This window comes from Litchfieldella rifensis (genome assembly GCF_042646605.1).
Lineage (GTDB): Bacteria > Pseudomonadota > Gammaproteobacteria > Pseudomonadales > Halomonadaceae > Litchfieldella > Litchfieldella rifensis.
Genome location: NZ_JBHRUG010000019.1, coordinates 372,804 through 395,344, shown reverse-complemented (window position 1 = coordinate 395,344; position 22,541 = coordinate 372,804). Strand labels below are relative to the sequence as shown.

Below are 22,541 nucleotides of genomic sequence, written 5' to 3'. Positions count from 1 at the left end.
GGGGCCGCGCTCAAGCGCCATGGCGCGCCCACCGCGCTGGTCTTGTCGCGCCAGACCCTGCCGCACCAGCCGCGCACCCAGCGGCAGCTGGCCGAGATCGAGCGCGGCGGCTACATCCTCAAGGACAGCGAGGACACGCCCGAGCTGATCCTGATCGCCACCGGTTCCGAGGTCGGCCTGGCGATGGACGCCGCCGAAGCGCTCGCCGCCAAGGGCAAGGCGGTGCGCGTGGTGTCGATGCCCTCCACCGACACCTTCGACGCCCAACCCGCCAGCTACCGCGAGGCGGTGCTGCCGGCCAATGTGACCCGGCGCCTGGCCATCGAAGCCAGCCACTACGCCTACTGGTACAAGTACGTGGGCCTCGATGGGCGCATCGTCGGCATGGACGGCTTCGGCGAGTCGGCGCCGGGCGGCGACCTGTTCAGGCACTTCGGCTTCACCGTCGACAATGTCGTCGAACACGCCGAGCAACTGCTGAACGGCACCGCCGAATAAGCGTCACGCCCGTAGACACAAGAAGGGCACGGCATGAGCCGTGCCCTTTTTCGTTGCGCGCTGTGCCTAACGGCAGTCCATTAGCCCTTCCTCAAGCAATGGTGACATCCGGCGACAAATACACGTCCTGGATGGCGTTCAACAGCTCTGCCCCGTCCTTCATCGGCTTCTGGAACGCCTTGCGTCCGGAAATCAGCCCCATGCCACCGGCGCGTTTGTTGATCACCGCGGTGCGCACCGCTTCGCCGAGGTCGGAATGCCCCTTGGAACCACCGCCGGAATTGATCAGCCCGGCGCGGCCCATGTAGCAATTGGCGACCTGATAGCGGGCAAGGTCGATGGGATGGTCGGAGGTCAGCTCGCTGTAGACCTTGTCGTTGGTGTGGCCGAAACCGATATCGCGGTAGCCGCCATTGTTCTCGGGCAGCTTCTGCTTGACGATATCCGCCTTGATCGTCGCCGCCAGGTGATTGGCCTGACCGGTCAGGTCGGCAGCCACATGGTAGTCCTTACCCTCCTTCTTGAACTGCGGATTACGTAGGTAAGCCCACAGTACCGTGGCCATCCCCAGTTGATGAGCCCGTTCGAAGGCCTCACTGATCTCCATGATCTGCCGACGGCTCTCCGGCGAGCCGAAATAGATGGTCGCGCCGACCGCCACGCAGCCCATGTCGTGAGCCTGCTCCACCTCGGCGAACAACGTCTGGTCGTACATGGCCGGCAGGCTCAGGGTCTCGTTGTGATTGAGCTTGAGTATCATCGGGACCCGGTGGGCATAGCGCCGCGCCACCGACGACAGTACCCCCAGCGTCGAAGCCACGCCGTTGCAACCCCCCTCGATGGCCAGCTCGACGATATTCTTGGGATCGAAATACATCGGGTTCGGGGCGAAGGAGGCTCCCGCCGAGTGCTCGATGCCCTGATCCACCGGCAGCAGGCTCAGGTAGCCGGTGCCGGCCAGACGGCCATGATTGAACAGTGCCTGCATATTGCGCAGCACCGCGGGGCTACGGTCGCTATCTGCCACCACCCGGTCGATGAAGTCCGGGCCGGGCAAATGCAGGGATTCGCGACGAATTCCCTCACAGGTGTGATTGAGCAGGCTATCAGCCTCTTCGCCCAGCAGTTTGGCAATATCCGTCATCATCGTGCCCTCTTCCTTTGGGTTGGGTTCCGTTCCCTCAGCGTAGTGGAAGAATTTCGCAATGATGAGCCCCGAAAGCAAGGGTCGTGCGCTCCCTGGAGCGTCCCACAAGAAAGGCGCCCCCAGACAGCGGGAGCGCCCGACAGGCTAAACCACCCAGCCGCTGAGCGGTCAGGCCGCTCGAACTTCGATACGACGACTGCGGTGTGTTTCCTTCTTCGGCAACACTAGGTGCAATACGCCGTTATCGACCCGCGCCTCGATGGCCTCGGTATCGATTTCGTGGCTCAACGTGAAACGGCGGGCGTAACGCTGAGCCCGTACTTCCGCGTAGGTCGCGGACATGCCTTCCGGCATATCGATCCGGATCTCGCCCTCGAGGCTGAGTATGTTGTTATCCACCTCGATATGCAGCCCGTCGCGAGTCACGCCCGGCATGTCGGCCAGCACATGCAGGGCATCGCCTTCCTCGTAGATATCCACTGGCGGCAGCAAGGCGTTGTCCTTCCGCTCACGGGCCGCGATATCCTGAGAGGATTCACGCTTGGTGACATCCTGGGATGATTCACGCTTGGTGACATCGCTCATGACAATTCACCTCCTCTATCCTATCCCCATTCATCACGCTGCCTGAATATCGATCCGCCGGGGCTTGAGCTCCTCGCGCTTGGGCAACAGCACCTCGAAGACGCCATCGTGGAAGCGTGCCTCGGCACGATCGACATCCAGTCCATCGGGCAGTGCGATCGAACGCGCGAACTCACCATCGAACCGTTCACGACGGAAGTAAGGACGCTTGCCTTCGCCTTGCGGCGCCGGTGCCACGGTCTCGCGCTTCCCTTTCAAGGACAGCACGTTGTCCTGGACATTGACTTCGAGATCGTCGCTGGACAAGCCAGCCGCAAACACATAGACGCGGATCGCGTCATCGGTACGGCCGACATTGATCATCGGAAAGCTGCCGCGCGGCACCGAGCGGATATCCGCCGCCCAGGACTCCGGGAAGAACTCATCCAGGAATTGCTGGAACCAGTCCAGGCCTTGGGACTGGTTGGTATCGAAACGCCTGAGATCTCCGAACATATCGAACACCTCCTACGCTATGACAGGTCATCAGTTTTGCGGGTCACCTCTAACCGCGGTACCTTGAGCCTTTCGCTCACCCAGGTCCCGTACCTGGAAAATAGGTACGACGCGACGATTTTCAAGCCCCCGGTCAAGAACGATCCGATTAAGGACGATCATGTCGATATTGCGTGGCTTCCTATGGCTGCTCGGCTTTCTGCTACTTGGCGATATCCTGGTAACGCTCCTGCACCTGCCGATCTCCCATGGCGTTGCCGGCATGTTGCTGATCACCGCCTGGCTGATGGGGCGTGGGCGGCTCAATAACGATATTGCCATCGCCAGCCAAGCGCTGATCCGCCTGCTGGCGATGTTGATCATGCCCGGCGTGGTCGGGATCTTCTTTATTGCCGATGAGTTCGCCGGCCACTGGCTGGCGGTGGCGGTCGCCCTGGTCGTCGGCACCCTGCTCAGCGTACTGACCACCCTGTGGTTGATGCGGCGCTTCATGCCCGGCGTGGAAGCGACATCCGAGGCCGCCCCGAATGAGTGAGTTGCACGACCATCTGCTGAACACGCCCATCCTGGCCATCGCTCTGACCCTGGCCGCCTATCTCGCCGGCCTCAAAGCGTTCGAAAGGCTTGGCCGGCCAAGCTGGTGCCCACCCGTGCTGCTCGCCGCCCTGCTGACAGCCGCTGCCCTATGGCTGCTTGCCATCGATTACACCGACTACCGGCGCGGCGCCGGCTGGCTGACGCTGCTTCTCGGCCCGGCCACGGTAGCCCTGGGCGTGCCGCTGTATCAGCAGAAGCATCATATCCGCGTCCTGTGGCGGCCGATCCTGATCAGCCTGCCACCCGCGGCCATGCTCGCCGCCCTCTACTCCGTGGCCCTGGCCTGGGCCCTAGGCGCCTCCCCCCAGGTGCTGGCCTCACTGGCACCCAAGTCGGTCACCGCCCCTATCGCCATCGGCATCACCGAGCAGATCGGCGGCTCCATCCCGCTGATGATGGGCGGCCTGCTGATTACCGGGGTGATGGCCACCACCGGCGTCAGTTTGCTGGCCAAGTACATGAAGATCACCGATCAACGGGTGCTGGGGTTCGTGCTCGGCGTCAACGGCCACGCCATCGGCACCGTACGCGCCTTCGAGCTCGGCCCCACCGCCGGCGCCTTCGCCTCGCTCGGCATGGGCCTCACCGGCATCTTCACCGCGTTGTTTTTGCCGCTGGCGTGGCGGGTGCTGGGGTTATAAAAATGATGGATCAGGCCGTCAGCTTCTCCTGCTCGTAAACCTCGGCAAAGACCTCGGTGATCGGCCGCTGCGGGTTCCGCTCGTGCAGCGCCTTGACCTTGGCGGACAACCGCTTCAGCTCCCCACTGGGCTGAGCCCATTCGCTCTCGGGTAGCGGCTGCGACCAGGCATCGAGGCTCACCGGCAGGGTCTTGCGCCCCGCCTTCTGGATGGCACGGATCTCCCATTCAGCGAGATGGAAGGGAATCGTCCACAGGTCGAGAATATGCCACAGGTACCACATCGTGACCTTGAACAGGCCGATCTCGCCCTCGCGGTGGCGACGATGCAGTCGCGCCCGGGCGTTGTGGAAGGTATGCACGCCCTCGTAGGGTGGATCACCGGGGCGTTGCAGGCCGTGCGGATCCTGAATCTCCTCGCGGGTGTGGACCTCATATTCCATATAGGCCCGCACCGACTCCCATAGCCCCATCGCCAGCGGCAGGCCGGGTTGCGGCAATTCGAGGAAATTCTGCTGCCCCGTCTCGGGATCGATAAAACCGAGCCCCAGGCCATACTGGCGTTGCACGCCATATTGAGTCACCCCTTGGGCTTGGGTGACCCAAGCCGCGACGGCTTCCCAGGGCACGATGATTGGTGGCTTGCCCCCGCCAGGCTGATAGGCGACTTCACGGCGCTGGCGATGGAAGCGGGTGGGGACATCCTTGCGGAATTTAAAGTGATACTGGAATTTAATGGCTAATGCTAAACAAAGAGCAAAGAGGCATGTTCCTAAAGCCAAGCCAAATGCTTCATTAAAAAGGGCGGCCGCCACCAAGAAAAATGCATCTAAATCTTTGCCATACAGACCAACTAGCCCCCCCCCCACAAGAGGGAGAAGAAAAGCCAACATTAAAAAACCAGTGAAAGGCCCGCCTAGTGTAAGCTGCCAGTTAAAGGGGGTGGGGAGGCTTCCGCCGAAATCTAGATAGGCATCATTCACTTCGCCAATGGCTTGGTTAAAATCTAGTGGAGCAGATCCGGTGGGCAGAGGTACAGGCGAGAGATAGTTGACCTTACCACCGGGAAAGGCGTCGCTATCCCCAGCCCGGCGAGGCTGGCGAATATCGGGTCGGGGTGTCTGGGGCTCGTTAGCTGCCATATTGATGCCTTGAATCAAGTGAGAAGAAGTGGATCGATTTCCTGCCAGGCTGCCGGTTCGCCACGCACGATCTCTTCCGATGGCGTATAGACACCCTCACCTCCCGAGAGGGAAAATCGAATATAGTAATCGTTGGGCTGATAACGTCCATCGCTACTGAGGCTCTCGACCCGTATCGCCATGACGGTATTATGGTAGCGCCAGTCTCCCTCGCCCACCGGCTCCGGCCTGGGAAAGCCCAGGGTCAGAGGCGCCTCATCTTCCAGATCGAGTTGACGATCAATTTGACTGGTCGCGGGATACCAGAATTCTCTAGGACCTGGTCCTGCGTTCGAGCGCACCTGATAGCAGGCCAGCGACAGGGTATATGACGGCTTACCGCCAAAAAGCGCGACAAGGTCCTGCAAGCCGATGGAAGGAAGACTGAGATCGAAATCCACCGACTTTGGCCCTTCGAGCCGATTCTTCCACCAGCTCTCGAACTCCTCGATGTTTACGGTGATCTTGGGCGCCAGTGCAATCGCCTGGAGTCGCATCTGATATTCTTCAAGCGAGGCATCATTGATTCGTTCTGACTCTTGGCTCCAGGGCGTGGTGAGCAGCCAGTCATCATGGCTGCTGGTGCTGTAACGGTTATACAGCCAGCTCCCTCCCAGCTCGAGCACGGTAAACAGCGCCCCGGCGAGATTGAAACGCCAGAACACCGTACCCAAGCGGGCACCGGCAGTGGCCCATTCGACGCCACGAAAAGCCACTGAAGCACCTGCATGGAGGGTATTGACCAGCCCATAGGCATTGGCACCCAACATACCACCGGCACCTACCATACTCGCCATGGCGGCACTCTGAGCACTGCGATTACCGCTTCGCACTGCCTCCTGCCAGTCACCAATACGACTATTCAAGCTCGAATAAGACGCAAAAAACCCTGTGAAGTATGCTGCGAAACCAAGACGAACGTGAAGTTTCCCCAAAGAGGTGGCCACACTTTGGGCGCCAAGGATATTCAAAGCATTTGTCAGAGCTTTTGTTCTGACACTTAGGGCGGTATCCATAATACCTTGAACGGCAAGAAAGCCAGCACTTCCTGTAGAAGCCAGGCTTGTTAAAAAGGGTGTTATTTTAATGTTTTCGTCTGTGTTGACCTGCCTCCATAAATCTCCTACTGCTCGAGATAGTGTGGACAACTGTGCCACAAAGACCAATAGTCCCAACCCATCTCCCACCAGGTTAACCTTAGGCGCCTTGGCAATCCCCTGCCGGAAATTGCGTACTAACCCACCCACTTCCGCCTGCTGAGCCGCTGGCAGCACCAATGTCAAACCGGCACGCCCAGGAGCGGCACCGGCGATACGGACACCGTCCTCGGGGAGTTCCTCGATCGGGCTTAATGCACGCGCAAGCTCTGGCTCATGTATCGTCTGCAACTCATGACGTAGGCGCTTGAAGTCTTCAAGCAGTGTCTTGGCTTCTGGTGACCGGTGTCCGGCGGTTTTCTTGACTCTGTCGCGGCGTTTTCTGATTCGGTCAAGCTCTTCTCGTAAAGCAATGACACGCTGCATGGTACGATGGAAGCTATCCAGTTTCGCGCCAGATTCCACGACGAAACTGGCGCCCGTACGATGGGCGGCGTCGAGTATCCTCGCGGGTAGCGCCTTGGGAAGGCGCCGAAATAGCTCCTCCAGGTTGGGCATAGTGTTGCGGTTGATGCCCTGATAGAACTCGTCCATGACCTGGGCGATGCCTCGCGAGATTGCCGGCGCCAGGGTCTGGTGGGCGCCCTCGGCGATGACCTGGGTGTTATCGGGCAATTCATCCACCGCCGGCAGCTGCCCCGACTCTAGCGAGTTGAGTTCACTGCGCAGATCATCGAACTTGAGCACTGTGCCATAGCCGGCATTAGCGATCGTCGAGTACTGGCCGATGTAGTCACTCTGGTCGGCGAGTGGCAGAGTATGGAACAGTGGTCGATCGTAGTGCGGGGATTCCTCCAGCCAATCGGCCACCTGCTCGGTCGCCTCGTCGCTACGGCAGATATCCTTCAGGCAGCCATACTGAGCTTTAAAGGCGTCATGTACTTGCTGCTCGTCCTGCGCATCGAAGTACCAGGCGGCGGTATGGAACCGCTTGCTGCACAGCATATCGGCGCGATCATCGGACAAGGCGTCAAGCAGGGCATTCCAGCGTTGCAGCCGGGGACGCTGCTCGGCGAGGAAGACATCCATACGCTCCCGGTCGATCAGCTCGTTGATGCCTCGCTGTCCGATCTTGCTGCCTTCCAGCATGGCCCTGAGCCGCTCGTTGTGCTGCCGCTTCATGGAGAGCAGTGCGTCGCCATGCCGATCCACGAAGTCGGCCCCCAGACTCTCGCTGAGGCTATCCTCGACATAGTAGCGGCGTACTTCTCCCTGCAACCGATTGACGATTTCGTAGACATTGGTGCGGTCCGCCTCGCCACGTATCCCTCTCAGGCGTTCCTTGAGTTCGGCCGGCAAGTCTGGGTCGGAGGGCTGCGGCAGTTCGCCGGTGTTGCTGTCCCGATTGAGGAAATCGAGTAGGGCCTGACGAACTTCTCCCTGTCGGGGCTCCTCCATCGCGGCGACCTCGTCCCACATGGCCTGGACGCCCGGATCTTCCGACACCTGACGAAGGTCATTCAGTGAGGTTGCCTTCAACTGGGAAAGCGACTCGATGTAACAGCCCAGCAGGTAATCGCGCTCCGTACGTCCTTCGTTCTCATTTGCCCAGGTGGCCACCCACTCCACTACATTGTCCTGGAACTGGGCCAGGTCGCGCATCACGCCGATATCGTCGCGCACGACCAGGCACAGAGCCTCGTCACGATCCTCCACATCATGCTGCTTGAGCAGCTTGCCCAGCCGCGTCTTGTGATAGTAGGGCTCGTTCTCCCAGAGATAGGGCTGCGCCTCGTGCTCATAGCCAGTCTCAGGCACCTCGAGCTGGGCATCTTCGGCAAACTCGGCCACCCACTCTTCCGCCTGGGCCGTAGTGATTAAGTGTTCGCCCCCACCGGATACAGGATTGGCGCCGGACAAATCTACCGCCTGCATGAAGGCATCGCGATCCGCCTCGCTCTCCATCACCTGGGCACGCTTGGCGTCCGTCCACGGCACTTCGGAGAAGCAGACGTAGAGTGTTCGATCCGTCTCGTACTCGAGCTTACCGCCGGTAATCGTATCGCCTTGGTCACGGAACTCGTATTCGTCGAGCTCGTTGGTCCCACCATCGAGCACATAAAGATAGCCGTTACGCAGCAGGCGAATACCAAGAGGACGCGCGCTCAAGGTGTAAGGAGTCGAGCACCCTGGCTCCAACTCCTCGATCAGGCCATAGCGCAGCGGCAGCAGTTGCACCTTACCATTCAACAGAGGACAGGTAGCGCCTTCCTCACTATCCCGGCATGGCAATTCATGGGCTGCCAGTTCGCCATTATCACGATCGTCAGCGGGGCGCTCAAAAGATGACATGTGACATGCTCCCTATGTCGTGGCGTTAGGTTGTCCAGTGGGTACCGCCGCCAGGGCGGCCTTCAAGCGTGCAAGCCCGCTATTCTGGGAAGTATCGAGCAGAGGGGTATGTACGCCATCAGGCAATAGCGCCATATCCAATGACGTGACCTGCAGACGTGCCATCAGAGTGCACAGCAATCCCCACTCCCGGAGCGAGGAAAATCCCATTTCTCGCCCCTGGTGCACAATCTCAGCCAAACGTGCATAACGCTCCGCATCGCTCGATATCAACAGCCACCCCGGACAGTACTCATCGACGAATCCCATCAAATGGCGGATATCACGGCGCAGATCACAGGTTTTCAAGCGCTGAACCTGAGTCTCGGTTAGTTGATATCCGGTTGGATCGATTTTCGGAGGCAGTGCCGTGGAACTCTCTGGTGACCAGCTTCGCCATTCTCCAGACACGGCATCCGGTACGATTAACTGTTCGATGGGTCCCCAAGGCAGTTGGCTCGAGGAACTGCCCTCTGTCAAAAGAGCCGTGATGACGGCAGGGTCGGCCAGTCGAAGCAACATAGGAACATTGGCGGGATGGCGGACCTGAATCAGACTCTTCAGGTGATCGGCTGTCTCGCCCAAGTCTGCCTGACAAGCCATGAGATACCCCCACTCGCCTTCGAGGCCCTCTTCCAAAAAATGCTGCAGCACTGGATCGTCATGGCCTGCGAGTTGCACCAGCCACGGTGAGACATCCTTGACCTCGGCCCACGGCGTGCCGGCATAGAGCAGGTCCGCGTTCAAGCGACCATCGGACCACTCATAGAGCTTGCGCGGCAGCTCTGGCACCCGAACGCCGTCGAGCATCAGGTAGACCTGATGCTCGATAGGCCAAATCCAGTCTCCACCCAATAATCCCTGTGTCAGAGGCCAGCGTTCGATCATGCTCATCAGCCATCACTTCCTGATTCACATACCGGACATAGCGCCTGCTGCTGCAGCAACGCTGCATGCTGCGGCGCTTTCACCGGTGTGAACTGCGGCGCGGCCTCCACTTCCCCCGGCACTTTGGGCCCCTGAGCCGCTTGCCCCGTCCCGCTACCGGGGCTGCCGCCGGAGTTGATCTTGACGCTGGGGCCGACGATGGTCACGCCGCTGGGGTCGAGCTTGACGAAGCTGCCGCCGGCCTGGAGGGTGATCTCGGCCCCGGCCTCGATCACCACTTTCATGCCGGCCTTGTGGTGCACCTCGTTGCCGGCTTCGATGAGGTGGGCACGACCGTATTTCTCGTGACGGGTCTGATCGACGATCAGGTGATCGTCGCCGTCGATCTGGGTGTGGCGCTGGCCGTGCACGGTCAGGTGCTCATCGCGATCGATCTCACCGATACGGTCGCGGGCCACCTTGAGGTGGCTGTCGTTGCGGATCTCCTCGGTGCGGTCGTTCTCGGTCAGCAGCTCCAGGTCTTTCTGGGCATGCAGCCAGATCTGCTCCCGGTCCTTTTCGTCCTCGAAGCGCAGCTCATTGAAGCCCTCGCCCTGGTGGGTCTGGGTGCGCAGCACGGTGCGCGTCTTGTGCTCGGGCAGTGCGTAGGGCGGGGTGTTGACCGCATGAAAGGTGCGCCCGGTGATCAGCGGCTGGTCGGGGTCGCCTTCCAGGAACGAGACGATCACCTCGTGGCCGATCCGCGGAATCGCCATCATGCCGTAACCGCCCCCGGCCCAGCCCTGGGAGACACGAATCCAGGCGCTCGCCGTGTCATCGGGGGCGGCATAGCGATCCCAGCGGAACTGGCACTTGACCCGGCCGTGGGCGTCGCAGTGGATCTCCTCGCCCGCGGGGCCGACCACGAAGGCCACCTGCGGGCCGTCGACCCGTGGCTTGGGGGTGGGCACGGGGCGCCAGGCAGCATCCCCCGGCGTCAGCACCAGCTCGTTGTGGTAGCGGGTCATGCCTTCTCGGTCGCTGGCGGTGAAGCCGTCCTCTTCCAGGGCCTGGGGCTGTTCGCCGTGGTGGACGACCGAGACCACCTGCCAGTCGCGGTTGAGGCTCGCCACGTCGTGGTCGGCGAGGGCAAAGCGCGCGCCCGGCAACAGTTCCGGCAGATCGCTCTGGGCCTCGGCCGTCACCGCATCGTGGCGCAAGGATTCGAGGCGAATGCGGGTGAAGGCCTCGCCCGAGGCATCGGCCTTGTAGCGGCCGGGGTAGTCGTAGTGCTCGTAATCCGCCCGTTGGGCATGCCCCTCCAGGCCGTCGGCCTGGTGCTCGTGGAGCTGCGCATAGGCGGGCTGCTTGAAGCTGTAGTCCTTGAGCGTCGCCGAGGCGGGCGCCACCCGCGATACCTGGGTCAGGCGCCGCACATGCCGCTGGGGTGCGCTGCCGCCGGCACGCGAATGGTAGGTGCGTTCACCGAGCTGGGTCAGCACCTGGGGGGCATCGGCGAATACCAGCCGATGGGCACCGCCGCTCGTATCCTCGAACTCGTGAAAGTAGCACCACCCCTCTTCGGCGGCCAGCCGCTCGAGGAAGGCCAGGTCGGTCTCGCGGTACTGCACGCAATATTCACGCGCCAGTGGCTCGCGGGTCACGGCGAAGGCGACATCGGTGATGCCGCGTTCCTCGCACAGGGTATTGATGATGGTGAGCGGCGAGACCTGCTGGAAGATCCGCGAATTGTGGCGCAGCGACAGGCGCCACAACGCCGGGCGAATCACCAGCGTGTAGCGGGTGCGGCGGTGGCCACGGTCGCCGCGGTGGAACTCGACGGCGATGCCATGCACTCGGCGCAGCGGCTCGCCGGCCTGCCATACGGTCAGGGTCAGTTCGCGGTCGAGGAAGGCATCGGGCGCCAGGTCCGGGTCGCGGCTGGCGACATCGATCCGGAGATGAAACGGCTGCGACAGGGCCTCTTCCAAGCGGAAGTCGACCACCGCCAGGTCGAGCGCATCGTGCCCGGCAAGCGCGAGCGTGAACTGCAGTCCGGTGCGGTTGGCCATGGTCAACTCCCTTCGCCAGTGGCGGAACCGATCACCACCCCGCCGCAGCTCACCGCATGACCGGTCAGGGCCGCCGGCTTGCCGTCGATCAGGATGCTGCCCGAGCCCTCGGCGATGGCGCGTGGGTGCGTCGAATTATCCGGCTTGTCATGCGGTGCCAGGGGATCGCCCAGGCGTGCCACCGGTTTGCCGTCGATCATCACCGAGGGGCTGCCGGCGGTCACCGGCGTGGGCGGAAAACCATCGTGATCGGTGCCGATGTCTCCCACGAGTACGAGCTTGCGTCCCATCCATCGTCCTCCTATGTCGTGTGCGGTACTGCGGCAGACCGCTTCTCACCTGTGCCATTGGGCCGGGGCCTCGAAGCTGGCCACCTCGGCCGCATCGACATGCATGCGCTGGAAGCCGGCGGCTTCCAGGCTATGAATCGCCGCCTCGCAGATCACCGGCAAGCGGGTATGCAGCGGTGTGCCACTCAGGCTGCGGCGTGCGGCCAGCAACAGTCGCGCGCCGTGACCGCTGCCCTGCCACTGCGGTTCGATGAAGAAGAAGCGCAGCTGCCAGGCGGCCTCGTCATCGGGGCGGCAGGCCAGCAGCATGCCCAGCGGCGGCCCTTCACCATGGCGCAGCGCCAGCAAACGGCCCTGCCAGTGCGCGACCCGCTCGCCGTCGCGCTGCAGCCACAGGCCTCGATGCACGGTGAATTCCAGCGCACGGCGCAGAGTGTCGAGGCGCGCGGCGTCGCGCAGCACCCAGGGAGAGTGTCCCTGGGCATCGGCGCGGCGTGCCGCTTCGAGGAAGCGCTCGATATCATCCTGCTGTGCCGCTTCCAGCCCACGCGCCTCGCTGTCGCTGGCCGACAGGCGCGTGGGCGAAGCGCCCCCGCCCTTCCGTTCGCCCCCCAGCAGGCGCTTAAGCGTCGTCAGCATCGGCACCTCCTTCGGCATACAGTGCGGTGGGCAACTGGAAGCCGGACACCAGCGGGCGGGTAAAGGGATTGCGTGTGCCATCGGCGCGCAACCGATAACGCATCGTGCCGCCGTCGACATGGAAACGCAGCTCCAGTTCGCGCTCGCTGGCGCCGGTGATATCGGCCTCGTCGAGCAGACGGAACCAGGCCCAGGCCCCATCGTGACGCAGGCTTCGCGGGGAGCGGTTCACGGTACTGGGCACCAGGGTCACGCGGCTTTCGTTGCCACTGCGCAGGGCATTGGGCCAGATCATCGACACGCGGCGGCTGGCACTGTGGATGTACTCGATCAACTGACCATCGACGCTGATCACGCTGCGCCGCTTGTCGGGGCTGAGGCTGAGCGGTTCGAGGGAAAACTCCACGTCGAGCACGCCGTCGCGATCGAAGTAGGCCTCGCGAATGCGTTCGGCACGCTGGACGGCCGTGAGCACGCTGTCGCGCAGCAGCGAGTTGCCCTCGGCGTCGAGCAGTTGCTCCGGCGCCTCCTCGATGAAGGGACGCAGGTTGTCCTGATAGAAGCTGTCGAGGGTACCGCCGGGTGCGAAGAAGGCCTCGAAGTCGTCCAGGGCGACATCGCGGGTGGCCCCGTGTACCAGGGGATAGCGACCGGCCAGGCGATCCTGATAGGGCGCGACCACGTCATCGAGCCATTGGCGTTCGAGGTGGCGAATGGCACTGGCCATCAGCAGCTGCCAGCTCTGGTCGGCGAGGCTCTCGAGCATGCTGTCCACCGGCGCGGGCGTACTCTCGGCGATGCGCTGCAGGTTGTGGATGGGATCGCCACCGCTGAGCGCCAAGCGGTCGCGGGCGCTGACGAAGGCCGCGCGGCCCGGGTCGCTCGCCCCCTGCACCTGACGCAGGTAATCGCGCAGCTCGGCAATGGCATCCTTGAGCTCGGCGATATCGGCCGGATTGTCGCCGCGCGCCACGAGCAGGCCATTGAGCTCGTCGAAATGCTGCTCGATCTCGCCGGCGAGTCGATAGCGCGGTGAACGCTCGAGCGCCTGTCGCGCCGTCTCGTCGTCGGCGGGCAGTTCCGGATACAGCCGGGTGTGGTGGGAGACCTCGCTCAGCAGCCGGTCCAGCGGTCGGCTGGCGCCGAGCAGGGTATCCATCACCACCACCGCCTGGTCGATGTCGGGGATCGGCACCAGTTCGACATTGTCCAGCGCCTGGCGCCAGGTCACATGGTAGTCGCTGACGTAGCGCTCGCGCAGGGCATCGCGCAGACGACGCTTATCGGCCTCGCTGAAGTCGATATCGTCACGCCGGCCGAGCACCCACAGGTCGATCAGCGCCAGGTCGGTGGCCTGATCGACCTCCTGCAGGAAATAGCCCTCGAAGCCGTCGCGGGTCACCAGGCTGGGAATGTGCACCTCGGCGGGGTCGTCGTTGCGCGCCATGAACACCGCACTGAAGGCGGGCCCCACGCCCTGACGCAGGTCCAGCATCGCACCGCCGCGGCGGTCGCTGCCGGCCTTGAGCGTCGCGTAGACTCGCTCGGCCATCGGCTGACGCCCCAGCTCTTCCTGGGCCGCCAGCAGGCTGCCGCGCAGCGACGCCATGGCCTGGACGGCATGCCGGTCGCCCGCCGCGACCTGGCCCTCCAGGTCGGTATAGGCCAGGGCGTAGTCGAGATGATCGAGCAGTCGCTGCTGCACGCTGCCGCGTTGCGGGAACTCGCGCTGCCAGCGGTTGGCCATGAAACCGTGCACCCGTTCCGGCTGGCGGCCGCTGGCATCGGACATCATGCGCAGCACGCGCAGCAACGCCAGCTTGTCGTTGCTGCCCGGCTCGGCGCGATTCATGTCGTCCATGATCCCGACCATCAGCGCCGGCAGGAAGTGGTACGCGAGCATCGCCAGATAGGCGCTTTCCACCTCGCGACCGACCGAACGGCCTTGATAGAGTCCCATGTCGGCGAGCAGGGGCACATGATCGCGATAGTCGCCGAACTCGAAGGTCGCGCTGCGCAGGCGGTCCAACGGCTCGAGCAGGGCATAGCCGGTGGGGTCGTCACTGCGCAGTTCGGCCGGCTGGGCGGCGAGGAAGTCCGCGGCCTTGCCTTCCACCGAGGCGAGGGCCGCGGCGTTCTTCTGATAGAAATGGCTCCAGCCGCCGACGATCACCGCACCGCCGAACACACAGGCCAGCACACTGGCACGCCGCACGCGACGCCGGCGCCGGGCGGCCCGCGCGTTGTCGCCGGCCAGGCCCGCCTCGGGGTAGATCACCTTGTCGAACAGCTCCTCGGTGAAGTACAGCGCACTGCGTGCCGCGCGATGGGCCGGCTGCACACTGTCGGCCATGCCATAGCGGCGCGCGGCGGCATCGACGAAGGGATCCTCGGGCACCCCCTGCTGATAGACCGAGGTGAAGTAGGTGCCGCGCACCATCGCCGCGGTGGAGAAGCGGTCGCTGGACAGGGCCTCGCTCAGGAAGCCGAGCAGCACGTCGCGCAGGCCGGCCAGCTGGCGCACGAAGCGGAACACCGATTCGCGCTCCTCACGGTCGCGACATTCGGCGAGCAGCGATGGCAGGCTGCGGTTGAGGCGCTCGAGCATGCCGTCATAGGCCGCGGCGAATTCCTCTTCCCACTGGCCGGGTCGGTCGAGCGAGGCGGGACTGAAGGTGAAGCCCAGAGGGGCGCGGCGTGCGGCACGGGAATAGTGGCGGAAGAAGTCGTCGAAGCCGTGCAGCAGGTCCATCTTGCTGAAGGTCACGTAGACCGGCAGGCGTGCGGCATGGCGTTCCATCAGCTCGCGCAGGCGCGCCCGCAGCAGCGAGGCATAGGCCTTGCGCACCGCCACCCGGGCGTCGCTCAAGCGCGCCAGGTCGAGCACCAGCACCACGCCGTCCAGTGGGCGCTGTGGCCGATTGCGCTCCAGCCAGTCGACGAAATGATCCCACAGCCGACTCTGCAGCTCGACGGGCTCGCCTCCCTCCATCGCGCCCTGGGTCAGCAGCTCGCCATCCGGGTCGATCAGCACCGCCTTGTCGCCGATCCACCAGTCGAAGCCGAACTGGCCTTTCTTGCCCTGTCCGGAGGCCTTCATGACGTGAGTCAGGGCGAAGTTCTGCCCGGAGCGGTTGATCAAGCTGGTCTTGCCGGCATTCTCGACCCCCATCACCAGGTACCAGGGCAGCCGATAGCGGCTCCCTTGTCCGCCGCCCAGGCTATCGACCAGCTCGGCCAGGGTGGCATCGAGGGTGGCCTCCTGCTGTTCCACCTTGGCCTGGGTCGGATCGAGCTGCAGGCGTTCGGCATGCTGGCGCTCCGCATTCACATCGCGCAGCCGTCGCGCCAGGCGCATGCCCCACACCAGCACCACCAGCGTGGCCAGGACCAGGGTCGCCAACAGGCGGTTGAGCCAGGGACCGAGTGGGCGGCTGTCGCGGATCTCCCACAATGGCCCCAGCCACCAGATGGCCACGACCACGCCGAAGGCCAGCAGGCACCACAGCATGACCCCCAGCTTGCCCAGGCCCTTGCCCTTGTTGCCAAGTCCCTTGGCCCGGTTGCCATGACTCTTGGCCAGGTTGCCATGACTCTTGGCCAGGTTGGCGCTGCTTTGTGCGCGTGAGGCGCCGGGCACCCAGCGGCCCAGCGCGGCCTTCAGTCCTTTCCACATGAGCCTGTATCCTCGTCCCTGTCGATGGTGTTCATCAGCGATTTCATGCCTTGAGCGATGCCTCGAGCCGCGACAACAATCCCGGCTCCCAAAGTTCCAATCCGATGTCGGCCACGGCCTGGTGCAGCGCCCGATAATGCTGTCGGGCCAGCGCTTCCAGTCCCGCTTCGCGCAGCAGGTCGGCACTGGCCAGGCGCCAGTAGGCGTCGTCGCGCGGCGAGCGGGCCGCGGCCAGCCCGCGGTCCAGTATCGTCAGCGCCGCCTCGAGCCCTTCCGTGGCCAGGCATTCGCGGGCCTCGTCCAGGCCCGTCTGCCAGGCATCGCCACCTCCGCCATGCCCCATCCCCGCAGTCCCGGAGGAGGCGCTTTGCAACCAGCGCAGCGTCTCGCCATCGACGAAGGGGCTGCCGTCGTTGAAGGTCAGCGACTCGATGCCGGGCAGCCGCGCGACGAAGCGTGCCGCTTCGTCGCGAATGCTCTCGGCGCAGCGCGCGTGACCCAGCGCCTTGGCGAGCGTGGCGCTCAGCCGATGGCCCTCGAGCCAATAGGGGCTGACCGCCAGGCTGTTCTCGATGCGTCGCCACAGCTCGATGTCGCCGCCGCGGGCCAGGGCGTCGCGGTATTCGGCGGCACGGTCGGCGGAGACCGGCGCCAGCTCGGTGCGCTCCCCGTCCCGCGTGGCCGGTGGCGCCTGGATAGCGCCCCAGATCGCATGGCGTCGCAGTCGGTAGCCCAACGCCTCGCCCGGCGCTTGTTCGTTGAGGAAGTCGGCCATCTTGAGCAAGGTCTGGCGATTGCCCCGCTCGTTACCGGCTTCCAGGCGCATCTCCGGCATTTTCGCCGTCGCCGCCGTGCCACCCCGGCCGGCCGTCTCGGGCGCCGGGCCCGAACCGCTCGCGGTGGCGGAGGGGGGCGCCGGTGGGGCGTCGTGCCGTGGCCGGACGTCCTGCAAGCATCGCTGCAGCTCGACCAGGGCATCCTCGGGAAGCTCCCGGGCCCGCGTTACCGTCAGCAGCGCCTCGAGCGCGGCCTGGCAGGCCTCGTGCTCCTCTTCGGCGGCCTTGAAATCCAAGGCCGCGGCGAGCGTCACCGCGCGCTGGGTGAACTGTTGAAACAGCCGCGGACGAACCCTGGCCCCACGCGGACCGCCAACCGGGTGGGCCTGGTCCCACCACCGCTCGAGGCTGCCGGCCAGCAGGTGCAACGACAGGGCGAAGCGCACGCCATCGCCACCGCGCTGCAGGCAGTGCAGCAGATGACCGAGCACCTTGAGGTCCTTGCCGGTCTCGCTGAGCAGCCTCACGGCGCGGGTTTCGGCGCCCTCCCAGTCGACCGTGCCGTGTTGCAGCGAGCCGATCTTCATCATTTCTTCGTCGAGCCAGGCGTAGTCGGCGCTGTCGTCGACGGGCCGCCCCACTCGCTGGCCGTCGACGCCGGCCTCCAGTGGTGCCAGCAAGGGTTCCAGGTGCGCTTCGGTGGTGATCTGCATGGACGCCTCCTTCACCAACGACAGGTGTCGCGCAGTGGCTGGATACGCTCGCGCAGGCCGGTCAGGTCGAAGCGCAGGCCATCGAGTTCGGCGAGGTCGCTGCCCAGCTCCAGCTCACGGCCATCCAGCAGTTGACGCAGGGTCGCGATGGCCGGCAACCCGCGCCCGCCGCTGATCACGTAGCCGCCATCGCGAATCCGCCAGTCCTGCTCCAGCTCCCGGCCGGCGGCCGTCAGTCGCAGGTGGGTCCGCGGGGCATTCGAAGCGGTCGACAGATGCAGCTGAAAGCGGGTGATGGCCTTCTCGCAACTGATCACCAGCAGCGGACGCGGCGGCGAAGTGCCACGCGCCGGCGCGCTCATCAGCACATCGCCATTGGCCTCGCTCACCAGGAACCCGAAGTCGTCGCCATCGCGGGCGGCCTCCTGCTCACGAATGGCATGCCACAGGGCCGGACGCGGATCCCCGGTGTCCGGCACCGCCTCGGGCACCCGGAACAGGGCGTCGTAGCAGCCCAGGCGCTCCAGGCGCGACGTCTGTCGCGCGCACTCGCGGGCATTCTCCAGCAGCCCGGGGGCAACCTCGTTGGCCAGCAGTGCACCGCTCTCGAGGCCCAGCCCCATGGCCAGGCACAGCAACAGCGCCGGGCGAATTCCGAACGTCAGACTCATTTGGCATCCAGTTCCAGCTGTCGGCACTTGTGTGCCAGGGTCCGCTTGGGTAAGCCGAGGCTCTCGGCGGCCAGCGCCCGGTTGCCGTCGTAGTGCAGCAGGCGCTGACGGATCAGCTCGGCCTCGAACTCGCGCAGCGCCTGACGCAGGTCGCCAACCGCACGCGTCGTGTTGTCGCCGGCATGGCTACCCGCCGGTTCGGGCGTTTCCGGCTCGGCCTGGTCGGGCAGGGCCATGGGCGCGATATCGTCCCCCGGCCGGGTCATGGCGCAGGCATAGTCGATCAGGTTCTTCAGCTCGCGCACGTTGCCCGGATAGTCGCGCTCGCGCAGCTGGCGCAGGGCCGCGGGCGTGATGCCCACCTCGTCGCGCCCCTCGCGGGCGCAGAAGTCGACGACGAAGGCTTCGGCCAGTGGCGCGATATCCTCGCGACGCTCGCGCAGCGGCGGCAGCGACAGGGGAAACTGCCCCAGCCGGTAATAGAGATCGGCACGGAAGCGCTGGTCGCGGATCCGTTCGCGCAGTGGCTGGTGGGTCGCCGCCACCAGCCGCAGATCGGCGCAGCGCTCCTCGCTTGCCCCCAGCGGCCGGTAGCGGCCGCTTTCCAGCACCCGCAGCAGCTTGGCCTGCAGCGCCAGCGGCATGTCGCCGATCTCGTCGAGAAACAAGGTGCCGCCATCGGCCTGGCTGATCAGGCCGGCGCGCGCCTGGTCGGCGCCGGAGAAGGCCCCCTTGGCATGGCCGAACAGTTCCGATTCGAGCAATGCCTCGGGAATCGCCGCACAGTTGATCGCCATGAAGGGCTTGTCGCTGCGTGTCGAGAGGCGATGAATGGCGCGCGCCACGCGGTCCTTGCCGGTGCCGGTCTCGCCTTGCAGCAGCACCGCCAGGCCGGTCTCGGCGGCGCGCACGACCTGGCCGCGCAGCGCCTGCATGGCCGGCGAGCCGCCGAGCAGGTCGCCGGCCAGGCGCTCGCTGAGCGCCTGGCGACGCGCGCCGTCATTGAGCTGCGCGAGCGACTGTTGCAGGCGGGCCTCGCGATGCCGCTCGCCCTGATGGCGCGACAGGCGCGCCCAGAGCTGGCACAGCAGCGACTCGAAGGCGGCGAAGCCACCATCGCGGTGGAGCCCATCGAGTGCCGTCGGGTGGGCGGCGAAGGCCAGGATGCCGAGCCATTCCCGCGCACCGTCCAACGCCCGCAGGGGGCGAACTTCCAGTTGCATCGCCGCGGGCAGCGCGGCGACCTGGGCCTGGAAGTCCGGGTGATCGAGCCGCGAGCGCGCCTCCACGAGGCCGAGGCGCAAGGGCGCGCCACTGCGAATGGCATGGGCGTAGGGATGGCGGAAGTCGTCGCAGGCCAGGCGCGCCTCGCTGGCATCGCTGCCTAGCCAACGGCCGCTGCCCTCCAGATACAGGCACTCCACCCACGCCAGCCCCTGGCTGTCGCGCAGGATCCGGCTGCCGCGCTCGCGCAGCTCGGCAGGCGTCGCGCTCTCGACCAGCGACAGGGCCAGCGCCATGCCCGCGAGGCTCGCCGCCGCGGGATGGCGCCTTTCGCCCTGGCTCATGTCGATCGCCCTCGCGCCCATGGTCTCAAGCCACCTCCGCGGTGAAGGCGCCGCTGTCGGCATCCACGCCCAGCGCCACGCGGGTCACCGGCTCGCGCCGGGCCATGCGCTCGAGCAGCGCCTGTGACACCGGCGGCAGCAGCTCGCCATCGATCACCGACTCGAGCATGCGCGCGCCGTTCTCGCTGCGCGTGGCACGCGCGCAGATGGCGTCGGCCAGGCTCGCGTCGAGCACCACTTCGGCCTGACGATGGCGCGCGCGAATGCGCTCGGCCAGGGTGTCGAGCTTGGCATGCACGATATCGCGCAGGGTATCGGCCCCCAGCGGGAAATACGGCACCACCTCCATGCGCGCCAGCAGCGCCGGCTTGAAGAAATCCGCCAGCACCGGGTAGAGGGCGGCATCGAGCGTGGTAGGGTCGTCGGCGTGGGCGACGATGGCTTCATAGCCCAGGTTCGAGGTCAGGAAGAACACCACGTTCTTGCAGTCGATCAGCCGCCCCTCGCCATCGGCCAGCTCGCCCTTGTCGAAGGCCTGATAGAACAGGTTGAGCACGTCCGGATGCGCCTTCTCGACCTCGTCGAGCAGCACCACCGAGTAGGGCCGCTGGCGGATGGCCTCGGTCAACAGGCCGCCCTCGCCGAACCCCACGTAGCCGGGCGGCGACCCGATCAGCCGCGACACGGTGTGCTTTTCCTGGTATTCGGACATGTTGATGGTGGTCAGGAACTGGCGGCCGCCGTAGAGCCGTTCGGCGATCTGCACCACGGTCTCGGTCTTGCCCACCCCGCTGGGGCCGACCAGCAGGAAGGCGCCCAGCGGGCGACCGGGGCGGCGCAGGTCGGCGCGTGCGGTGAGCAGGTGGCGATGCAGGCGCTCGATGGCCAGCGCCTGCCCCTGCACCGACTGTCCCAGGTGCTGGGGAAGCTCGGTGAGGCGGGTCAGCTCGTCGCTGGTCATGCGCTCTACCGGGACCCCGGTCCAGTCGCCGATGACCTGGGCAATCTGCGCCTCCTCGACGCTGGCGTTGACCAGCGCAAACTCCTGCTGCAGGTCGGCGAGCCGCGCTTCGTGCTCGGCCAGGGCCACACGACGCTGTGCCTGTTCGTCATCGTCGCTGTCGTCGTCCAGCAGTTCCCGGTGCAGGGCGAGGATGGCGTCGACACACGTGCGTTGCGCCTGCCAGGCGCTTTCCAGCGCGACCAGTTCGTCGTCGAGTCGCGCCAGCCGGGCGTCGAGCTCGGTCTCGCGGTCATCCTCCTGGCGACGCCCCAGCAGCGCCTCGCGATCGAGCTGCTCACGCTCGCGGCACGCCGCCAGATGCTCGCTCTTGAGGTGGCTGAGACGCCGGGGCGGGGTATCCAGCGCCTGGGACAGCCGGGCACTGGCGGTGTCCAGCACGTCGATGGCCTTGTCGGGCAGCTTGCGGCCGGCCAGGTAGCGCGCCGACAGGTCGGCGGCGGCCCGCAGACCACTATCGCCGACCAGTACGCCATGCGCGCGTTCGTAGACGTCGCGCAGCCCGCGCAGGATCACCAGGGCCTGCTCGACGCTGGGCTCGACCAGGCTGACCGGCTGGAAGCGCCGCGACAGCGCCGGGTCCTTCTCGAAATACTTCTTGTACTCGCGCCAGGTGGTGGCGGCGATGGTGCGCAACTCGCCGCGCGCCAGGGCCGGCTTGAGCAGGTTGGCGGCATCGCCGCCGCCCTCCTGGTTGCCGGCGCCGATCAGGGTATGCGCCTCGTCGATGAACAGCAGAATCGGGCGCGGGGCGCTCTTCACCTCGTCGATCACCGCCTTGAGGCGCTTCTCGAACTCGCCCTTGACCGCGGCCCCGGCCTGCAGGGCGCCGAGATCCAGGGTCAGCAGTTCGACATCGGCCAGCACCGCCGGCACCTCGCCGGCCACGATGCGCGCGGCGAGTCCCTCGACCACGGCGCTCTTGCCGACGCCGGCGTCGCCGATGACGATCGGATTGTTCTTGCGCCGCCGCCCGAGGATATCGAGCATCTGGTCGATCTCCGGGTCGCGGCACAGCACCGGGTCGAGCTCGCCGCGCCGCGCCTGGTCGGTGAGTGACGTGGCGAAGCGCGCCAGCGCGCTGTCGTCACCCGATGCAGCTGGCGCCCGGCGGGCCGGCGTCTCGTCGTCGGCCCGCGGCGCCTCGGCGGAGCCGATGGTCAGTCCCTCGAAGTCGCGGCGCAGGCTCTCGCGATTGATGCCGGCGAGCAGCGCCACGCTACGCGGCCCCAGGTACCGTGAGGCATTGTGCAGCAGGGCAGTGAAGATCAGGCCGCTACGCAGCTCGCCATGATCAAACTCGGTGGACGCCAGTAGCCAGGCGTCCTGGAGCAGTTCGATCAGCAGTGGCGAAAAGCTCGGCGTGGTCACCACCAGGTCGCGGGGCGGCCGCGATTCCTCGGCGAGCCGGGCGCGCAGTTCGCCCAGTTCGACCCCTTGCCCCTCCAGCAGGCAGCGCAGATCGCATAGCGGCTGATCGATCAGCACCTGCAGCAGATGGCCGGCGGTGACCTCCGGTGCCTGCTGCTCGGCGCACAAGGCCGCCGCCTGCTCCAGGCCCTGGCGGGCGATGGCGTTGAGTCGGCCGATGAGTGCCGGAAGCTCTACCCTGAGCAT

17 protein-coding genes are annotated in these 22,541 nt (G+C 65.3%); 3 read left to right on the top strand and 14 right to left on the bottom strand.

Annotation, left to right across the window (positions count from 1 at the left end):
* The coding region (locus ACFOEV_RS11160; protein ID WP_386773862.1) for a transketolase-like TK C-terminal-containing protein at positions 1-498 on the top strand (498 nt) is incomplete at its 5' end.
* A gap of 91 nt (positions 499-589) precedes the next feature.
* On the opposite strand, the gene ACFOEV_RS11155 is transcribed toward ACFOEV_RS11160, so the two are convergent.
* The 3 genes from ACFOEV_RS11155 to ACFOEV_RS11145 all read right to left on the bottom strand — a co-directional run bounded on the left by ACFOEV_RS11155 (position 590) and on the right by ACFOEV_RS11145 (position 2,725).
* Positions 590-1,642 carry a class I fructose-bisphosphate aldolase gene (locus ACFOEV_RS11155; RefSeq protein ID WP_386773886.1) on the bottom strand — a complete coding sequence of 351 codons (1,053 nt, stop codon included), beginning with the start codon at positions 1,640-1,642 and terminating at the stop codon, positions 590-592.
* A 171-nt stretch (positions 1,643-1,813) separates the two neighbouring features.
* Positions 1,814-2,230 (bottom strand): Hsp20/alpha crystallin family protein, encoded by a 417-nt coding sequence (locus tag ACFOEV_RS11150; RefSeq protein WP_386773860.1) that lies wholly within the window; start codon positions 2,228-2,230, stop codon positions 1,814-1,816.
* Between the two features lie 33 nt (positions 2,231-2,263).
* Entirely contained in the window at positions 2,264-2,725 is a 462-nt protein-coding gene (locus ACFOEV_RS11145) for an Hsp20/alpha crystallin family protein (RefSeq protein ID WP_386773858.1), read from the bottom strand.
* Positions 2,726-2,885: 160 nt separating this feature from the next.
* Here ACFOEV_RS11145 and ACFOEV_RS11140 point away from each other — a divergent pair, with 160 nt between their 5' ends.
* Positions 2,886-3,260 carry a CidA/LrgA family protein gene (locus tag ACFOEV_RS11140; RefSeq protein ID WP_386773856.1) on the top strand — a complete coding sequence of 125 codons (375 nt, stop codon included), beginning with the start codon at positions 2,886-2,888 and terminating at the stop codon, positions 3,258-3,260.
* Positions 3,253-3,963 carry an LrgB family protein gene (locus ACFOEV_RS11135; RefSeq protein WP_386773854.1) on the top strand — a complete coding sequence of 237 codons (711 nt, stop codon included), beginning with the start codon at positions 3,253-3,255 and terminating at the stop codon, positions 3,961-3,963. The genes ACFOEV_RS11140 and ACFOEV_RS11135 overlap by 8 nt, the downstream gene beginning before the upstream one ends.
* 10 nt (positions 3,964-3,973) lie before the next feature.
* Here ACFOEV_RS11135 and ACFOEV_RS11130 read toward each other — a convergent pair whose 3' ends face one another.
* From ACFOEV_RS11130 to tssH, 11 genes are all read right to left on the bottom strand, one after another.
* Positions 3,974-4,591 (bottom strand): hypothetical protein, encoded by a 618-nt coding sequence (locus ACFOEV_RS11130; RefSeq protein WP_386773852.1) that lies wholly within the window; start codon positions 4,589-4,591, stop codon positions 3,974-3,976.
* A 527-nt stretch (positions 4,592-5,118) separates the two neighbouring features.
* Complete coding sequence (locus tag ACFOEV_RS11125; protein WP_386773850.1) at positions 5,119-8,592, bottom strand: toxin VasX; 3,474 nt, start codon at positions 8,590-8,592, stop codon at positions 5,119-5,121.
* Positions 8,593-8,604: 12 nt separating this feature from the next.
* Positions 8,605-9,525 (bottom strand): DUF4123 domain-containing protein, encoded by a 921-nt coding sequence (locus ACFOEV_RS11120; protein ID WP_386773848.1) that lies wholly within the window; start codon positions 9,523-9,525, stop codon positions 8,605-8,607.
* Positions 9,525-11,570 carry a type VI secretion system Vgr family protein gene (locus ACFOEV_RS11115; protein ID WP_386773846.1) on the bottom strand — a complete coding sequence of 682 codons (2,046 nt, stop codon included), beginning with the start codon at positions 11,568-11,570 and terminating at the stop codon, positions 9,525-9,527. The genes ACFOEV_RS11120 and ACFOEV_RS11115 overlap by 1 nt, the downstream gene beginning before the upstream one ends.
* A gap of 2 nt (positions 11,571-11,572) precedes the next feature.
* On the bottom strand, positions 11,573-11,860 hold the full coding sequence (locus ACFOEV_RS11110) for a type VI secretion system PAAR protein (RefSeq protein ID WP_386773844.1): 288 nt from the start codon (positions 11,858-11,860) through the stop codon (positions 11,573-11,575).
* Between the two features lie 45 nt (positions 11,861-11,905).
* Positions 11,906-12,499, bottom strand: a complete 594-nt coding sequence (locus tag ACFOEV_RS11105) for a GNAT family N-acetyltransferase (protein ID WP_386773842.1) — start codon at positions 12,497-12,499, stop codon at positions 11,906-11,908.
* Positions 12,483-16,175 (bottom strand): type VI secretion system membrane subunit TssM, encoded by a 3,693-nt coding sequence (gene tssM / locus ACFOEV_RS11100; RefSeq protein WP_386773840.1) that lies wholly within the window; start codon positions 16,173-16,175, stop codon positions 12,483-12,485. The genes ACFOEV_RS11105 and tssM overlap by 17 nt, the downstream gene beginning before the upstream one ends.
* Positions 16,176-16,218: 43 nt before the next feature.
* Positions 16,219-17,664: a type VI secretion system protein TssA gene (tssA, locus tag ACFOEV_RS11095; protein WP_386773838.1), complete on the bottom strand. Its 1,446-nt coding sequence runs from the start codon at positions 17,662-17,664 to the stop codon at positions 16,219-16,221.
* Positions 17,665-17,675: 11 nt separating this feature from the next.
* Positions 17,676-18,335, bottom strand: coding sequence for a type VI secretion system-associated protein VasI (gene vasI, locus ACFOEV_RS11090; RefSeq protein WP_386773836.1), 660 nt, complete (start codon positions 18,333-18,335; stop codon positions 17,676-17,678).
* Entirely contained in the window at positions 18,332-19,903 is a 1,572-nt protein-coding gene (locus ACFOEV_RS11085) for a sigma-54 interaction domain-containing protein (RefSeq protein ID WP_386773834.1), read from the bottom strand. Before ACFOEV_RS11085 ends, vasI begins: the two co-directional genes overlap by 4 nt.
* Positions 19,904-19,928: 25 nt before the next feature.
* A complete protein-coding gene (tssH, locus tag ACFOEV_RS11080; protein ID WP_386773832.1) occupies positions 19,929-22,541 on the bottom strand; it encodes a type VI secretion system ATPase TssH in 2,613 nt (870 codons plus the stop codon).

Excerpts from the sequence above, each read along its gene's own strand:
- ACFOEV_RS11155 (WP_386773886.1), bottom strand. The coding sequence starts at position 1,642 with ATGACGGATATTGCCAAACTGCTGGGCGAAGAGGCTGATAGCCTGCTC.
- ACFOEV_RS11150 (WP_386773860.1), bottom strand. The coding sequence starts at position 2,230 with ATGAGCGATGTCACCAAGCGTGAATCATCCCAGGATGTCACCAAGCGT.
- ACFOEV_RS11145 (WP_386773858.1), bottom strand. The coding sequence starts at position 2,725 with ATGTTCGGAGATCTCAGGCGTTTCGATACCAACCAGTCCCAAGGCCTG.
- ACFOEV_RS11140 (WP_386773856.1), top strand. The coding sequence starts at position 2,886 with ATGTCGATATTGCGTGGCTTCCTATGGCTGCTCGGCTTTCTGCTACTT.
- ACFOEV_RS11135 (WP_386773854.1), top strand. The coding sequence starts at position 3,253 with ATGAGTGAGTTGCACGACCATCTGCTGAACACGCCCATCCTGGCCATC.
- ACFOEV_RS11125 (WP_386773850.1), bottom strand. The coding sequence starts at position 8,592 with ATGTCATCTTTTGAGCGCCCCGCTGACGATCGTGATAATGGCGAACTG.
- ACFOEV_RS11120 (WP_386773848.1), bottom strand. The coding sequence starts at position 9,525 with ATGAGCATGATCGAACGCTGGCCTCTGACACAGGGATTATTGGGTGGA.
- ACFOEV_RS11115 (WP_386773846.1), bottom strand. The coding sequence starts at position 11,570 with ATGGCCAACCGCACCGGACTGCAGTTCACGCTCGCGCTTGCCGGGCAC.
- ACFOEV_RS11110 (WP_386773844.1), bottom strand. The coding sequence starts at position 11,860 with ATGGGACGCAAGCTCGTACTCGTGGGAGACATCGGCACCGATCACGAT.
- ACFOEV_RS11105 (WP_386773842.1), bottom strand. The coding sequence starts at position 12,499 with ATGCTGACGACGCTTAAGCGCCTGCTGGGGGGCGAACGGAAGGGCGGG.
- tssM (WP_386773840.1), bottom strand. The coding sequence starts at position 16,175 with ATGTGGAAAGGACTGAAGGCCGCGCTGGGCCGCTGGGTGCCCGGCGCC.
- tssA (WP_386773838.1), bottom strand. The coding sequence starts at position 17,664 with ATGCAGATCACCACCGAAGCGCACCTGGAACCCTTGCTGGCACCACTG.
- vasI (WP_386773836.1), bottom strand. The coding sequence starts at position 18,335 with ATGAGTCTGACGTTCGGAATTCGCCCGGCGCTGTTGCTGTGCCTGGCC.
- ACFOEV_RS11085 (WP_386773834.1), bottom strand. The coding sequence starts at position 19,903 with ATGAGCCAGGGCGAAAGGCGCCATCCCGCGGCGGCGAGCCTCGCGGGC.
- tssH (WP_386773832.1), bottom strand. The coding sequence starts at position 22,541 with ATGCTCAGGGTAGAGCTTCCGGCACTCATCGGCCGACTCAACGCCATC.